The following is a 14,884-nucleotide window of genomic DNA, read 5'->3' on the forward strand; positions in this document are numbered from 1 at the left end:
CTGACGAACCACGACGTTCGTCGCGTTCTTTTTTGTCGCTCGTCTTCGGCAGAATCGTCGTCGCGCACCTCTCGGCAGTTTTGAAAATGAAAACATTCTGGTAATAGAGTATTCGTCTCACAGTAAAAAATCTGATTCAACATCGGCACCCACTTATATCCCCGGTTTTAGCCGCGGAAATCCTTAATATATTAAATAGTGATAAACCGGGTATGGCAATCGATACCAGGAAGTTCGCGATAACGATGGTTGCTGCGCTCGTGTTCCAAACAGGCGTCGTTGGCGCAATCATGACCGGCGGTGCCGCCGTCGCGGTTCCGACGGCAGGTGTCGGCGGCTTCACGGTGACGTTCGACAAGCTAGAGGGGCAAGGATTCACGCAGTACGCATCGATGGAGAACTCCAGCGAGTGTCCGGCCTATCCGTCGGCGGTTGCGAAGATCGATAAAGGGAGCATACACAACATGAAACTCTACAAGGACATCAAAGTCCCCAAGGAGATGCCCGGCGGTGGGAACACTGTGAGGGTTCTAATCGCGGCGGACAAGCCGGTGAAATTCACCGGCTTGACGCAGAAGTTCACCTACCTGGAAGGGAACCTCCAGATGAAAAACCAGCAGATATCCTCCGATCCGGGGAGCATGAAGAGCGCCCTCTCGCTCTCGGCTCCGTCCATCGTCATCAAGGACGGGAAGATTCACGCCCAGAGCCAGTTCCTGCGGAGCATCACGCTGAAGGGAACGCACGTCCAGACCAAGGTGAACCCCGACAACGACACTAAGTTCCCGGCGAACCAGTGCGCGGCCTCGTAAACGAGAGCTAACGGAAAATCCACCAAGAGGAATCCAACAATGTCCACAACCTACGGATCACAGTTCGGGACGTACCGCTCACGGTTCGCGTCGTGGCGACACGACCGACCCTTCTGGGGCGGCGCGCTCGTCCTTCTCGGCGGACTCATCATCGGCATCATCCCCGCCGAACTCGCGCTCACCTTCGCGCTCGTCCCGAGCATGTTTATGTTCGCCGGACTGGTGTTCGCCATCTTTGTCATCCTCTGTGGCGTCTTCGCGCTGCTGCGGCCGGATTTCGCGGAGTTCTTCGGGGCCGCCGCCATCCTGTTGTCTATCGCTTCCATCGTCGGGGCGCTCGGCGGTTTCGGCATCGGGATGATGTTCGGCGTGCTCGGCGGTGCGATGTGCGTCGCGTGGGAAGACCCCAGAGAGACGGAATCGACTTCCGACGAGCAGGCGGCGGTGGCGTGACGCTTGACGCTCGCTGACTCAACCTGCTTTTCGTTCGGTACTCCCGATTCGCAGCCACCGCCACCGACTCACGAACCGTTCCCGTTTCCGGAACAGCAGTACCGATAAGGGACGTTTCAGCGATCTCAGGACGTCTCCCGTCCGAACTTAGGAGACGTATAATAATGTACGTCTCCAAAGTTATAGGAACACTGACAATGAGATATCTCACCCTCAGGCTGATGCTGGACGGCGACGGGATTCACCCGGTCGGCGATCTCATCGCGGCACACCCTGCCATCCAGCGGGAGGAACTCATCCACGTCAACGCCCTGTTCAGCGGGGACGGTGTGCTCTTTTACCGGCTTCGAGGCGACGTGGACGCGCTCGCCGAGGAACTGGACGCCCACGAGTCGGTTCTCGCGTACGACATCCTCGACAGGCAGCAAGCGCAGTTTCACATCTACATCTACGTCGAATCCGGCGAACCGGCCGGGACGCTCATGCACATCGCCGAGAAGTACGCCCTGATAATCGACACGCCGCTCACGTACACCGACTCCGGCGATATCTTGGTGACCGTCGTCGGTACGGAGGAGATGGTGCAACGAGCGTTCCGAGCGCTGCCGCAGTGGATCGACATCGAAGTCGAGCAGACCGGCGAGTACACGCCCAACTTTGGCTATCTGCTCTCGCAGCTGACCGACCGACAGCGCGAGGTTCTCGAAACGGCGGTCAGACTCGGCTACTATCAGATTCCGCGGCAGGTCACGCACGCGGACATTGCGGAGCGACTCGAATGCGCACCCAGCACCGTCGACGAACATCTCCGAAAGAGCGAACAACACCTCTTTTCGACGCTCTTCGGATAGTTTCTACTCGAAAACACGACGTACGACAACGCTCACCGCCATATAAATAACCGGAAATGCACAAGGGAATTAATTTACTGCTGAAGGTGCATGTTAGTGGTAGTCATAACCGACAGTGAATATTCATGGGGCACTCGATCACCATAGCCGTGGTAGTTTGTGTCGCGTTCGCCTCGGTCGTTCCTGCGTCGGCGGCGTTTCGCTCCGACGAGGTTCAATCGCCTGCGGATCGAACCCTTACGGGCGAGACGCAGTGTTATCAGGACGTGACGTACCGAAACGTCCGATTCCCCGCCCACGGGCAAAACGCCCACGACCTGCGGGTTAAAGGGGCCGTCTCGGGATACCTCGACTCCGACGAGAGTTCGAGCGACGCACCGATAATGATTCGCATAGCTCGGTTCCACGCCGAGAAGGTGTGTCTCGAGACAAACAGCTCGGACGGTACGCCGGGAGTCCAACTCACGTTCAAGCAGGCGGAGTTGGAGAACGCGACCGTTCGCGGACCGAATCTCCTGTTCGAGCGGGCGACGGCCGACTCGATCAGCTTCGACGTTCCGGAGGACGTCGGTCGCCGACTCATCTCTCGATTCACCGGGAACGGGAGCGAGAACGGAACCGGCGGACTCCCCGGCTCCGGCGGCAACGTGACCGACCCGTCCGAACGGGTTCCGGGCAACATCGGTGACGACGAGTCCGGAACGCAGATTCCGAACTCGACCGACGAGGTCGAGAACCGAACGGGCGTCTCCGGAGACGGCGTCGAAAATACGACGGACGGCGTGAAAGACGGCGTGAACGACACCACGGACGGAGTCAAAAACACCACAGGTGGCGTGAAAGATGGCGTCGATAACACGACCGACGGCGTCGATAACACGACGGACGACGTGAAAGACGGCGTGAACGACACCACGGACGGTGTCAAAAACACGACGGACGACGTGAAAGACGGCGTCAACGATACTACTGACGGCGTGAAAGATGGCGTCGAAAATACGACGGATGACGTGAAAGACGGCGTGAACGACACCACGGACGGAGTCAAAAACACCACAGGTGGCGTGAAAGATGGCGTGAAAAACAGTGTCGATAACACGACGGACGGCGTGAAAGATGGCGTCGAAAATACGACTGATGGCGTGAAGGACGGCGTCGAGAACACCACGGACGGAGGCAAGAGAACGGCAGACAGTCTACAGGACGGGGTTAAAAACACGTCCGATGGCGTACAAGATGGCGTTCAGAACACCTCCGACGGCGTGACGGACGGTGTTACGGAGACGGCCGGCAGCGTGAAAGATGGCGTGAAGGATACGACGGGTGACGTCACGGACGGCGTCGGCGACACGACCACCACCGAGACGACCACTGATACGACCACGGATACCGCGACTTCATATACGACGACCGAGACGACCACGGACGATGGACTAGGACTGCTCGATACGACGACGTTGAACACGACGACGGAGACGAACACCACGACCGGGGGGACGGACGGAACGACCACGACCGACGACGGACTGCTGTCGAAACGCTTCGTCGGCGCTAAAATCGCGTAACGGCGGTATCGGGCGGAAACGGTTTCCTTTTTGAATCCGCTGGGATGTTCGTTCTTCCTACCCGTTCTGGGGTTTGAAGATATCGGCGATTCGTCCGACGAACGAGTTCCCCGCGTCGGCGTCCTCCGCGACTTCGTACTCGCGTCGGAGGGAGCCGTTTTGCAGACTCAGGACGGCCATCCCGTCGCCAGAAACGAGTTCTTCGACGTTCCCCCCGACTACCGACCCGGAAGTGGTGACTAGCGTCGCGCGTGCATCCGCGTCCGACGCGACCGATCGGAGCGCCGCGACGTCCCTCTCGTCCGGTCGTTCGTGGACGGCGGCGACCACGTGGTCGTTCAGCAGTTCGTCCCGCGCGTAGACGTGGACGGGAACATCGTCGCCCTCTCGGTCGGTCACGGTGGTGTCTATCTCCGTCTTCAGCTTCCTGTCCTCGAATATCTCGGCCACCGACTGTCGCGCGGTCAGTTGCTCTTCGACCCACTCGGCCCCCCGTTCGCTGAGGTAGTATCGGTAGAGAATCCGCTCGATGGTCTGCAACGGCGGGAAGACGAAGTGACAGTCGCGGCAGCGAAGTCGGTGCTCCGGAGTTTCGAATATCTCCTCGCAGTCCTCGCAGACGTGCGCGGCGTCCGATTCGAGGTGTTGTAACGATTCTAACGCCGTCTTGCACTCGGGACAGACGACGCCGTCCGCCTCAACGAACTGCTCCCGGATTCCCTCGTACCCGCAGTCCGAATGTCGATACCGATCCGTCCGAATCGTCAGCGGGGACTCGCAGGTGGGACACGCCGTCGTGTACTGCATCCCCTTCGTCTCGCACCGCGGACAGATGTACTGCTTTTCCTGAAACTCGCGGTGGAGGAGTTCCCGTTCGGCGAGCGTCTCCAGTACGTCGAAGGTCTCACCGTCGCGTTCGTCAAGGCGTTCGTCAGCGTCGGGATACGTGACCTCTCCCGTCCCCGTATCGAGTGTCGGCCGAATCTCGTCGAGCGAATCGTCCCAAAGGGCGGTCAACAACCGAACCGTACCCGGCGAAGCCATGCTGTCAACTAACAAGGTTCAACTATTTAACCATCACTCAAATAGTAACCATTAATTTATAATCTTTGTTTAAGGTTCGGCCGGGCGCGCCTCAAAGCGTTCCGCTCGGGCGTGAAACGAACTACGGTCTCCTGCTCTCGACCGCGGGGAGCACGAGCGTGGCCGGACGTTCGCTCGAATTATCGATATCCGTGATCTCGACGAATTACTTCTCCATCACTTGTCCGTAGGCGACGCCCAGCATCCCGCCGTACAGCACCCACACGAGGATACCGAGGTCGACGTTCGGCACCGGTACCGGGATGTTCATGACGTACCGCAACCAGACCGGCAACAGCAGCGCGTAGAGGACGAGCGCGAGCGCGAGTCCGTACGCGAGTCCGAGGTTGAACGCGGTCAGCGTCAGCGCAGACCGCCGGAGGAGCGGCACCAGAAGCTTTCGGAGGTGCTCCTGTTGGCTCGACATAGTGATCACCCAAGTGACGAACGAGTTGACCGTTCGGGAGAGGAACTCGACGAACACGAGGGCGAATGCGGCGCTCACGACGAGCAACACGATCCACCCAACCGAGTAGCTAGCACCCACGAGGCGTCCGAACTCCGTCACCGCAACGTTGCTGTTCGTCACTTGTAGCAGAATTCCGACGAGAATCGCCCCGGAGAGCGCCGCCAGCGTCGCCGCGTGCGCTTCCTCCCTGGTGATGGCGGTTCGCGTCTGTAGTCGTACGGACATGGTTGTTACATGTTCACAACCCTCGATGAAGCTACTGCGCCGTTTACACGGCTATTTTTATCCGGTTCGATTTTCGAGACGGCGAGGCGGGGACGAGAGATTTCGAATCCTGCACGGGCTTCGAAAACTCGTCCTACCACCAGTTGATAAAATGTGAACATCTGTCTTCTCTATTCGATTACTTTAAAAATGTTGGTGTCCTTGCCAAATTAGTAACGTCGTGTGCTTGTCGATACCGTATCGATGGAGAGACGAAAACGAGTCCGTTCCGCGTTCCTGCTCGTCGCGCTCGTTCTGTTCGCGTCCCTCGGTGTCAGTTACGTCACCGCCACCCAGCACGCGTCGGCGGATCAGTCGGGCCAGACGGAGCGGTTCACCTCGCGCACCGGTCAGAAGCAGGTCGCTCCGGCGAGTTCGAACACGACCGTCATCACGTCCGTCGCGTTTTAAGGATACACGCAGTCGGCGGAGATGATGGCGATATCGCCTGCCGGTACGGTCGTCTACTACAACGACACGTACGATTCCTACTGGGACGTCGAACCCACCTCGTCGGGGTCGAAGACGGTGCTCTACTCCGCGGCCGAGAAAGTGACGAACGAGAGCCTTTGTTCGGATACGCAGTGTCTCCGAAACGTCGTCGAGCAGGTCAACCTCTCGACCGGGAACGTCACCCGGCTCTACTCGCGGGTCGAACCCAACTACCACAACTCGGAGTGGCACAACGTCGACCGCATCAACGAGACGCATTTTCTCGTCGCCGACATTGCTCCAGAACCGCGTGTTCGTTGTCAACGCGTCGAGCGGCGTCATCACGTGAGAGTGGGAGGCGCAGAGTCACTTTCCGCTCGCGGCGGGTGGCCCCTACCCCCACGACTGGTCGCACATCAACGACTTCGAACTGCTGGACGACGGCCGAATCATGATGAGTCCTCGGAACATGGATCAGGTCATCTTCGTCGACCGAAAGACGGGACGCGTGCGGTCGAACTGGACGCTCGGCACGGACGACGACCACGCGACCCTCTACGAACAGCACAACCCCGACTACATCCCCACCTTCAGTCGCCCCGCGACGCAAACCGCCTGCCGAACGACCACACCCACGTCACCGATACGCACGGCGACCGTGTTCTCGAAGTGAACCGGCAGGGCGACGTCGTCTGGAGCGTCGCCGTCATGCTTCCATACGAGGCGGAACGGCTGGAAACCGGGGACGGTTCGACCAACGGTTTAAGTGCGACCGCGGCGGGACTCGCCTCTCGCGGGGGCGGAACCGCGGAGGAATCCGGCGGGCGGGCCGGCGTGCTTTCGCGGGTCGCCGATAGCTTGCCGCCGAAACTGGTCAACGGCATCCTCTTCGTGATACCGCGTTGGATGGGGCTGTTCGAAATCGCGGGGTCGCTCCTCCTCGTCGCCGTGCTGCCCTCTGGGGGCGCTCGAACTCTACTGGTCGCCTCTCTCGGTTCGGATTCGGTACGGCAAGGGTAACGCCGACGAGACTTCGTTCTCGGCTCGTCGGTGCCCTACTCGACTGTGGCTTCGTCGCCGTCGTGTCGCTCTCTCAGTTGCTTCTTGTCGGTCTTGCCGATCGCCGTCAGCGGTATCTCCTCGACGAACTCGACCGATTCGGGTCGCGCGTGACGCGGCACCTCGTCCGCGAGGTACTCCCGGATGTCGTCGGCCGTGAGGTCGCCGTCGTAGGTGGGGTCGGGTTCGACGTACACCTTGACGAGTTCGCTCCCCGGTCGGTCGGGGTCGGGGACGCCAACGGTCGCCGGTCGTCGCACGCCCTCGTGGCCGAACAGTATCTCGTCCACCTCCTCGGAGTACACTTTCAACCCGGAGACGTTTATCATGTCCTTGACGCGGTCGACAACGTAGAATCGACCCTGCTCGTCGACCCTGACGACGTCCCCGGTGGGGACGAACCCGTCGTCGTCGAACGGCGAGGTCTCGGCGTCGAGGTAGCCGAGCATGCGCTGGGGGCCGTTCAGATACATCTCCCCTTCCAGTCCGTCCTCGATGGCGCGCGCCATCGGTATTTCCTCGCCGGAGTCGATATCGACCAACTTGACCTCGGTGTCGGGCACCGGAACGCCGATGGTCGGCTGGTCGAGACCGTCGTCGTCGGGGGCGTTTCCGAGCATCATCTCGTACACGCCGCGGATGTCGAAGTGCGTGATGGGGGACATCTCCGAGAGACCGTACCCCTGCGAGACGCCGGTGCTGCTGCGCTCGAACGACTCCTTCGTCTCGCTCGCCAGCGGCGCCGACCCGGAGATGCCGACGACGCTCGTATCGAGTTCCTCGTCGACGATGTCCATGAACTGCGTCGGCACGCCGAACAGCAACACCGGACCCTGTTCGTCGATGAGGTCGACCATCGATTTCGTGTCCCGTGGGTCGGGAGCGAGCAGGACGGTGACCGGCAGATCGAGCAAGGAGTGGGTCACCGAGTAGCCGTAGGCGTGGTAGATGGGAAGCGCGAGGAGCGCGGATTCGCTCCCACGGAGCATCGCCGCCAGTTGCGACATGCTCGCCACCCCTTGTCTGGCGTTGGCGAGGACGTTGCGATGTGAGAGCAGACATCCTTTCGGTCGCCCGGTTGTCCCGCCCGTGAACAGGATGGTGTGTACGTCCGACTCGACGTCGAACTCCACGTCCGGCGGGTTCGGTTGGGTGTCCTCGATGACGTTCACGAGCCACTCGGCGTTCGGGGCTACGTCGTGGGTCGGCGGGTCGGTCGAGTAGTCGTCTATCTCCGTGATCAGGAGGTGTTCGATGTCGAGTTCGTCGTACAGGTCGTAGAGGAGTTCGCTGTTCTCGGCGTTTCCGACGAGCACCTGCGGGTTCCCCTGTTCGAGTCGGTACTTCAGATCGGATTCGGCGTCGAGGAAGTCGTTCGAGATGTGGACGCCGCCCGCCCGCGTGATGGCGTGCTCCGTGACGATGAACTGGATGGACGTCGGCAGCACCGTCGCGACGCGAGTCCCCTTCTCGACGCCGCGTTCCCGAAGCGCAGTCGCGAGGCGTTCGACGTGGTCGTGCAGTTCGGGATACGTGACGGTGCGCCCGCGCTGGACGACCCCGGCGTCCGGATAGTCGGTCGCGGCCTCTTCTATGATCTCGTGCACCGGCGTATCCGGATACGGGCGAAGCGACTCCGGAATGCCGAACTCGCGATACTCCCGAAACCACGGTTTTCCCATCTCCGACTGTGTCATGCGTTAGATTCTCTCAAGCTTCACCTAAGTCGATACGCCCCGCATGGGGAGCCATTGAAGGCGGCGACCGTCGCGTTTCGGAACGGACGCGACTCGCCGATACGGGTGAATCGACTCGACATCCGGCGCACCACCCCGTCGCTGTCGTCGAATAGGCGGAATAGCTAACCCTGTTCACGAGGTACTGTTGCACGCTACGAGCGTCACGGGGTATCACTCCGTGACGGAGTCACGACTCGACTTGGGGGTGTGTCAGTCATGAGTAAACGGGAGGAGAGAATGTCGAGAACTGAATCGCCGAGACGACCGTTCGCCGAACGCGGCGATTCAGTTCGCTCGCTCGCCGACTTCGAGCCGGCAAGGGAAAGCGGTGCGTGTCACCGCTCGATGCCGGTCGGGACTCGAACGACGTTCCGACCCTGTTCGAGGGGAGGGTGGTCGAACGGTGAGTAGATCCGAACTGTCGGAACTCACCGAGCCGGTGAGCGAGCGCGACCACGTCAGGGGCCCGGATGACGCCGCCGTGACGCTCGTCCAGTACGGGAACTTCGAGTGTCCCTCTTGCGGCGACATGTTTCCCGTCCTGAAGCGGATTCGAGACCGCCTCGGCAATCAACTTCGGTTCGCCTTCCGTCACTTCCCGCTGGCGCAGAGTCACCCCCACGCACAGCAGGCGGCCGAGGCCGCCGAGGCCGCTGCGGCGCAGGGGGCGTTCTGGCGGATGCAAGACCTGCTCTACGAGAACCAGCGCGCGCTCACCCGCGACGACCTCGTGGACTACGCCGCGGAGCTGGGACTCGATACGGAGCAGCTCGAGCGCGAATTGGCGGAGGGCGTCCACGAAGAGCGCGTTCACGAAGATTTTTTCGAGCGGCATGCGAAGCGGCGTCAACGGAACCCCCACGTTCTTCATCAACGGCGAGCGCTACGACGGCTTGCTGGAGTTCGAACCACTGTTGTTGGCGCTAGCGGACGCGGGCGGTATCGCCGAGATGCAGGTGTCGGTTCGCCGCGACAACGTCGAACTCCGGGACACCATCGACCGCTCGGAGCGGGGCGCGCCGGCGGCGGGGCAGGCGCTCCACGACCTGTTCTCTGCCGACGAGATATTCCAGCGAATCACCGCGACCGCCGACGAGGAGGTCAACCAGAGCGCCCGACTCCTGTTTTTCAACGGTCTCGCCGCGGGGTTGGTCATCACGCTGTCTTTTTTCGCGCGGTCGGTCATCGCCGCAGCAGTTCCGCAAGACCCCACGAACCTCCTCGCCAGTTTGGCGTACCCTATCGGGTTTGTCTTCATCGTCCTGGGTCGCTCGCAGCTCTACACCGAGAACACGCTGACCCCCGTCACGCTCGTGCTGACTCGAATCGTCAGCGTTCCGATCCTCCTTCGCGTCTGGGGAATCGTACTGTTCGCGAACGTCCTCGGGGCGGCCATCGGCGCGTACCTGTTGGCGACGACCGGCGTCTTCGACCCCGGCGTCGGGGACGTCGCCGGAGAGTTCGGCGAGCACGCGCTCTCGGTGGGATGGTCGGCGCTCTTCTAGAAGGGCGTGTTCGCGGGGTGGCTGGTCGCCGGAATGGTCTGGCTCACGCACGCCGCGCGGGATACGATTACGCGATTCTTCCTGGTCTACGTCATCATGTTCCTCATCCCCGCCGGGGGACTCTTCCACTGCATCATCGGTGCGTGCGAGGTGTTCTACCTCGTCTTCCGGGGAAGCGTGGAGTTCACGGGCGCGTTCTTTCAGTTCTTCGTCCCCGTGTTGCTCGGGAACACGGTCGGCGGCGTCGTGCTGGTGGCGCTGTTGGTGTACGGGATGACGGCCGACCGTCGGTTCCCGAACCGGAACTACCGTCAGCTAGAACTCTCGTGGTTCGAATGGTTGTTCGGTCGGCACACCGGCCAGCCGCGAACCGTCTCGTCGAGGGACGCGTCCGCCGACTCCGAGGAGTCGACGCCGTGAGTACGGACGCGCCTCTCGTCCCTACGGACGCAGGTACGCGTAGCCTTCGTTCTCCAACCGCGTGACTTCGACGGCACCTTCCGGAACCGTTTCGATACCGTCGACGAGGTCGGACTCGTCGAGGTTCATCATATCGAGCGTGTTGCTGCACGCTTTGAACGCGACACCCTCGTCCAACAGCGACCGCACCTGCTCCTCGCTGTCTCCCCCGGCGGTGACCGACTCGATACCCTTCGACTGGGCGACGACCGCGACGTCGTCGATGGTGCCGCTCTCGTCGTTCAAGAGATTTTTCACGATGGCGAGCGCGGTCTGCCGTTCGTCCTCGTCTCCCGACACGAGGTGGACTACCGATTGCATAGCTTGAGAACGGTCGCTCGAAATGTACTAAAAACTGCTGGCTACGCCTACGAGGCCGCCATCGTCGGCTGACCGATTCGGAACGCGGTCGGGAGCGGGCCAACCTAAGGAGGAAGTCCCCCGGCTCGATATAAAGCGCCGCGCATCCGGCGAACAAGCGACTTCCGCCCGCTTTCCGACGATACGAACGAGATGGATTTCGGACTCGATGGCCGAACCGCGCTGGTCACGGGCGGCGGCGGACGAATCGGAAGCGTCGACTGTGAAACGCTCGCGGCGGAAGAGGCGGAGATCATCGTCCTCGACGTGGACGTGGAAGCGGCACAGACGGTCGTCGACGACATCGAAGACGACGGCGGCGTGGCGGCCGCGGTCGAGTGCGACCTCACGGACAGGGCCGAGGTGTCGGCGACCGTCGAGGAGATACGCGACGAGTTCGACGGAATCGACGTGCTCGTCAACAACGCCGGAATGGTCGACGCCCAGTCGAAACTCGAAGACTACGACGACGACATCTGGGACCGCGACATGGATATCAACCTCACCGGGACGTACAACGTGACCCAAGAGGTGTTTCCGGCGATGTGCGACCGCGAGTGGGGTCGAATCGTCACCATGAGTTCGATAGCCGGTTGGCAGGGCGGGTACGGGCAAGCGTCGTACGCCGCGACGAAGGCGGCCCTCATCGGGTTCGGGAAGACGCTCGCGCTCGAAGGTGCCCAACACGGCGTGACCTCGAACGTCGTCGCGCCGAGCATCGTCGTCGGTGCGCTCGCAGATCTCCCGCTGGAACAGTTGAAGGAAGTCAACGAGTACTACGGTCGCATCGCCGAGGCGACGCCGATGCGCCAACTCGGTCGGGAAGAGGACGTCGCGAATCTCGTCGCCTACCTCGCCAGCGAGCAGGCGAGTTACATCACCGGGCAGGTGGTCGGCGTCACCGGCGGCGTCGACCTCTTCTCGTTCTGAAGCCGCGCCGAGACGAGCCGCCGGATTTGTCTGGTCATAATCGAAAAAACATTTAAGATTATTCTTCTCATCTATTGATATGCGGTACGTCAAGTTCGTTCTCATCCCCGACGACGGTGGGCTTCACCCGATCGACAAAGCGTTCGCGTCGGAACCGTCGCTCAACCGGCAGTTCATCCACGAGATATCGCTACTCAACGACAGGACGGCGATCACGATCTATCAGCTATCCGGTGACGCCGACGTGGTCGAGGATATCCTCGCCGACCACGACGAGGTGGTGATGTCGCACGTCTCACAGCCGCGGGACAGCGTCCACGTCTACGTCCAGTTCGAGCCGAACGACGTCATCGAGACCTTGCTGGAGATTCCGCGCGAGTACGAACTCATCGTCGACACGCCGCTGGAGTTCACCGACCGCGGCGGACTCCGACTCACGGTCGTCGGCGAAGAGAAGAAGGTTCGACGGGCCATCCCCGAACTTCCCACATCGCTCCGCCCGAAGTTGGAACAGACCGGGGATTACAAACCGCAGAACGAACGGCTCTTTTCCGTGCTCACCGAGCGCCAGCAGGAGATACTAAGGACGGCGGTGGAACTGGGCTACTACTCGGTTCCGCGTCGCGTGACTCACGAGGATCTGGCCAGCGAACTCGACTGCTCTCCGAGCAACGTGGGCGAACTCCTCCGCAAGGTCGAGTCGACCATCCTCACCGAGGTAACGCCCCGCTGATCTTCTTCAGTCGGCGGTCACGTCGCGGTATAATAAATGTTGAGACTACACGGGCTATAACTCCGCCAGAATGCACGATTTCACCCGAACCAACGAACTGGAACTGATTCAAACTGGGCCTCGAAAGCCGATTCAATTAGCATTCTAACTCGTTCTTCTTTAGAAGAGATTTAAGCCAGCGTTGCCGCAATGATTCGGAAAACCTCGCGTCGAGATACTCGTGTTGGTAGCATGCCTACTTCGATGTTTCTCGGAAATTCTCACTACCAGTGCACATCCACACCGGCACCTGCACGCTGTCCATTCGTGTCCTGCCTGCTCTCCGACTCTTGTGGGGGCCGTAAGGTCGGTTATGTACGGCCCTACGACAGCCGATGTTTTAGCCGTGACTTGATCCCTAATCTCCATCGAATTTTCCTGATTCTGGCAGTGAATCGAGGCCAACATTGAATTCCTCTGGGTTGATATCGTTCATCGCTGGAAGGTGACGTAATTGCGGCTGTACTGCGTAGAAGAGGCTCACAGATCCAAGCATTAACCCAGCTACTGCCATCGTGCTCACAGACCTGATTGTGCTGCCCACTACACCGCCAAGCAAGGCACCAATCGGTAATGTGAGCGTCGATGCGCTGGCGGTAACGGAAGCAACACGACCAAGCAGGTGGTTCGGTGTCACTACCTGCTCCAACGTATTTCCCATCACGCCTGCAATACCGGCCGGAATCCACGCGAGAACGAACAAGCCGACGGCAAGGGGTGGCCACGGTGCGTAGACTACTCCGAGCCACAGGATGCATCCACTGGCAGCGGTGACGATCCGCAGGTGACCGAACTGTATCGTCTCCAGTCTCGATGCGAGAGCTGCACCGACTGCTCTTCCAACCCCGAGCGCTCCGAGCATCGCTCCAAAGAGGGCTGGTCCAGCCCGAATATCCGCAAAGCTCGGCAGGACTGCGGGCGTCATTCCAGTACCGAAATTCGAAACCATCGTTACGAGCGTCATGTCGACGAATACCGACCCACGCAAGCATCTGAAGCCATCAGCCATGTCGGCGAGATACCCGGACACGTCGATTTCACTGGCTTCTTCGTCTGGGCGTTTCGTTGGTGGAATCCGGACGCCGACGAACAAGAGCGCCGCGACGACGAACGTGACCGAATCCAGCACGAAGAGCGATGCTGCTCCGACGAGGGCGATGAGTATCCCGCCGAATGCTTCGAAGAGTATATCTAACCCGTGGAACGTGAACGAGAACGCGGAATTGGCACGTGTCAGTTGGTCGTCGGAGACGGTCCGGGGGAGCGCAGCACTCTGTGCCGGATAGACGAACTGATTCAACAGCGCGAGGAGCGGAATCGTCACCAGCAGGAGTTCGACCGTTAGATTCCCCGTATACGCAGCAACGGGAAGCGAGAGAATCGCAAGGGCTTGGATGAGTTGTATCGACACCAGCGTACGGATGATAGGCCACCGATCGACGAGCGGCCCGGAGATGAACTGCAACACTAGTGGGAGGAGGAGCAACGCCTCGGCGATGCCGGTAAATACCATCGATCGTGTGATGTCGTACACTAGCCACATCGCTGCGACGGCGTAGAGACTATCGCCGGCGTTCGTCACCAATCGCCCGAGCAGGAGCCGCAGGAAATCCCGATTTTTTCGGAGCGATGGATAGCTCTCGTCCGCAGCCTGCGCTGACTCTATCTGATTACTTATCTCCGTGACCTCGACGAATGTCTGGTTGTGCGCTCGTCCCGTCGGTCGGTGAGGGAGACCGGATCCCCATTCCGCCGAACGTGACAGTTGTGTGATTTATCGTGGTAGCTGCTGGCTGTATGTCAACTGGAGTCGGTTCGAGTTGCGGACCGATTGCGTCTCCAGCGCTGTCCTGACCACTGGGGATCAGGAACTCGGTGGGTGTCGGCATGTGCGTGCGTGTGTTCTACTGAAGAAGTTACAACTACGGAACACGTAGTGAGGCGACCCGGGTGTTGCTGCTATCCGACCTATTGCGCAGCTGGGCGCGTGAGGGGATCAAAAACCGGCCGAAGTACGAGCCAGCGGGTCATAAGCCTCTACTCTCTATCCGTCAAACGATTAGCATCTTATAACTTCCGATCGAACCGACAAGTAGTCGGTCATCTACACTCGATATCGAGGTGTAGCTGT

The 14,884-nt window shown here is 60.5% G+C and carries 13 protein-coding genes and 2 pseudogenes; 10 read left to right on the forward strand and 5 right to left on the reverse strand.

The annotated features are described in order from the left end of the window. Nucleotides 1-212 precede the first annotated feature (212 nt). From LIW51_RS04175 to LIW51_RS04190, 4 genes are all read left to right on the forward strand, one after another. Nucleotides 213-812 (forward strand): DUF6230 family protein, encoded by a 600-nt coding sequence (locus LIW51_RS04175; protein WP_227375966.1) that lies wholly within the window; start codon nucleotides 213-215, stop codon nucleotides 810-812. A gap of 39 nt (nucleotides 813-851) precedes the next feature. Beyond that, nucleotides 852-1,265, forward strand: a complete 414-nt coding sequence (locus LIW51_RS04180) for a DUF6114 domain-containing protein (protein WP_227375967.1) — start codon at nucleotides 852-854, stop codon at nucleotides 1,263-1,265. Nucleotides 1,266-1,462: 197 nt separating this feature from the next. After that, nucleotides 1,463-2,116: a helix-turn-helix domain-containing protein gene (locus LIW51_RS04185; protein WP_227375968.1), complete on the forward strand. Its 654-nt coding sequence runs from the start codon at nucleotides 1,463-1,465 to the stop codon at nucleotides 2,114-2,116. 149 nt (nucleotides 2,117-2,265) lie between these two features. After that, nucleotides 2,266-3,681 (forward strand): hypothetical protein, encoded by a 1,416-nt coding sequence (locus LIW51_RS04190; RefSeq protein ID WP_227375969.1) that lies wholly within the window; start codon nucleotides 2,266-2,268, stop codon nucleotides 3,679-3,681. Nucleotides 3,682-3,738: 57 nt separating this feature from the next. Here LIW51_RS04190 and LIW51_RS04195 read toward each other — a convergent pair whose 3' ends face one another. After that, the gene (locus LIW51_RS04195) at nucleotides 3,739-4,725 is read right to left on the reverse strand and encodes a TackOD1 domain-containing metal-binding protein (protein WP_227375970.1); all 987 of its coding nucleotides are present in this window, start codon (nucleotides 4,723-4,725) and stop codon (nucleotides 3,739-3,741) included. A 205-nt stretch (nucleotides 4,726-4,930) separates the two neighbouring features. Continuing rightward, nucleotides 4,931-5,458 carry a hypothetical protein gene (locus LIW51_RS04200; RefSeq protein ID WP_227375971.1) on the reverse strand — a complete coding sequence of 176 codons (528 nt, stop codon included), beginning with the start codon at nucleotides 5,456-5,458 and terminating at the stop codon, nucleotides 4,931-4,933. 222 nt (nucleotides 5,459-5,680) lie between these two features. Between LIW51_RS04200 and LIW51_RS04205 the strand changes: the two genes are divergently transcribed. Then, the gene (locus LIW51_RS04205) at nucleotides 5,681-5,908 is read left to right on the forward strand and encodes a hypothetical protein (RefSeq protein WP_227375972.1); all 228 of its coding nucleotides are present in this window, start codon (nucleotides 5,681-5,683) and stop codon (nucleotides 5,906-5,908) included. Nucleotides 5,909-5,929: 21 nt separating this feature from the next. Next, nucleotides 5,930-6,949: a hypothetical protein gene (locus LIW51_RS39850; RefSeq protein WP_255767112.1), complete on the forward strand. Its 1,020-nt coding sequence runs from the start codon at nucleotides 5,930-5,932 to the stop codon at nucleotides 6,947-6,949. A gap of 35 nt (nucleotides 6,950-6,984) precedes the next feature. Here LIW51_RS39850 and LIW51_RS04215 read toward each other — a convergent pair whose 3' ends face one another. After that, nucleotides 6,985-8,685 (reverse strand): class I adenylate-forming enzyme family protein, encoded by a 1,701-nt coding sequence (locus LIW51_RS04215; RefSeq protein ID WP_227375973.1) that lies wholly within the window; start codon nucleotides 8,683-8,685, stop codon nucleotides 6,985-6,987. Between the two features lie 523 nt (nucleotides 8,686-9,208). Between LIW51_RS04215 and LIW51_RS04220 the strand changes: the two are divergent. After that, a pseudogene (locus LIW51_RS04220) lies at nucleotides 9,209-9,493 on the forward strand (DsbA family protein); the annotation flags it as partial. Nucleotides 9,494-9,677: 184 nt separating this feature from the next. Continuing rightward, a pseudogene (locus tag LIW51_RS04225) lies at nucleotides 9,678-10,652 on the forward strand (formate/nitrite transporter family protein). A 21-nt stretch (nucleotides 10,653-10,673) separates the two neighbouring features. Here the strand turns inward: LIW51_RS04225 and LIW51_RS04230 are convergent. After that, nucleotides 10,674-11,012 (reverse strand): DsrE family protein, encoded by a 339-nt coding sequence (locus LIW51_RS04230; protein WP_227375974.1) that lies wholly within the window; start codon nucleotides 11,010-11,012, stop codon nucleotides 10,674-10,676. A 192-nt stretch (nucleotides 11,013-11,204) separates the two neighbouring features. Here LIW51_RS04230 and LIW51_RS04235 point away from each other — a divergent pair, with 192 nt between their 5' ends. Next, on the forward strand, nucleotides 11,205-11,981 hold the full coding sequence (locus LIW51_RS04235) for an SDR family NAD(P)-dependent oxidoreductase (RefSeq protein ID WP_227375975.1): 777 nt from the start codon (nucleotides 11,205-11,207) through the stop codon (nucleotides 11,979-11,981). A 79-nt stretch (nucleotides 11,982-12,060) separates the two neighbouring features. Then, nucleotides 12,061-12,714: a helix-turn-helix domain-containing protein gene (locus LIW51_RS04240; RefSeq protein ID WP_227375976.1), complete on the forward strand. Its 654-nt coding sequence runs from the start codon at nucleotides 12,061-12,063 to the stop codon at nucleotides 12,712-12,714. Nucleotides 12,715-13,111: 397 nt separating this feature from the next. Here the strand turns inward: LIW51_RS04240 and LIW51_RS04245 are convergent, their stop codons facing one another. Further along, the gene (locus LIW51_RS04245; RefSeq protein ID WP_368411769.1) at nucleotides 13,112-14,431 is read right to left on the reverse strand and encodes an MFS transporter; all 1,320 of its coding nucleotides are present in this window, start codon (nucleotides 14,429-14,431) and stop codon (nucleotides 13,112-13,114) included. Between the last annotated feature and the right edge of the window lie 453 nt (nucleotides 14,432-14,884).

This window comes from Haladaptatus halobius (assembly GCF_020618475.1).
Lineage (GTDB): Archaea > Halobacteriota > Halobacteria > Halobacteriales > Haladaptataceae > Haladaptatus > Haladaptatus halobius.

Bases quoted from the DNA above. Each gene is read 5' to 3' on its own strand.
- LIW51_RS04175 (WP_227375966.1), top strand. From the start codon at position 213: ATGGCAATCGATACCAGGAAGTTCGCGATAACGATGGTTGCTGCGCTC.
- LIW51_RS04180 (WP_227375967.1), top strand. From the start codon at position 852: ATGTCCACAACCTACGGATCACAGTTCGGGACGTACCGCTCACGGTTC.
- LIW51_RS04185 (WP_227375968.1), top strand. From the start codon at position 1,463: ATGAGATATCTCACCCTCAGGCTGATGCTGGACGGCGACGGGATTCAC.
- LIW51_RS04195 (WP_227375970.1), bottom strand. From the start codon at position 4,725: ATGGCTTCGCCGGGTACGGTTCGGTTGTTGACCGCCCTTTGGGACGAT.
- LIW51_RS04200 (WP_227375971.1), bottom strand. From the start codon at position 5,458: ATGTCCGTACGACTACAGACGCGAACCGCCATCACCAGGGAGGAAGCG.
- LIW51_RS39850 (WP_255767112.1), top strand. From the start codon at position 5,930: ATGATGGCGATATCGCCTGCCGGTACGGTCGTCTACTACAACGACACG.
- LIW51_RS04215 (WP_227375973.1), bottom strand. From the start codon at position 8,685: ATGACACAGTCGGAGATGGGAAAACCGTGGTTTCGGGAGTATCGCGAG.
- LIW51_RS04230 (WP_227375974.1), bottom strand. From the start codon at position 11,012: ATGCAATCGGTAGTCCACCTCGTGTCGGGAGACGAGGACGAACGGCAG.
- LIW51_RS04235 (WP_227375975.1), top strand. From the start codon at position 11,205: ATGGATTTCGGACTCGATGGCCGAACCGCGCTGGTCACGGGCGGCGGC.
- LIW51_RS04240 (WP_227375976.1), top strand. From the start codon at position 12,061: ATGCGGTACGTCAAGTTCGTTCTCATCCCCGACGACGGTGGGCTTCAC.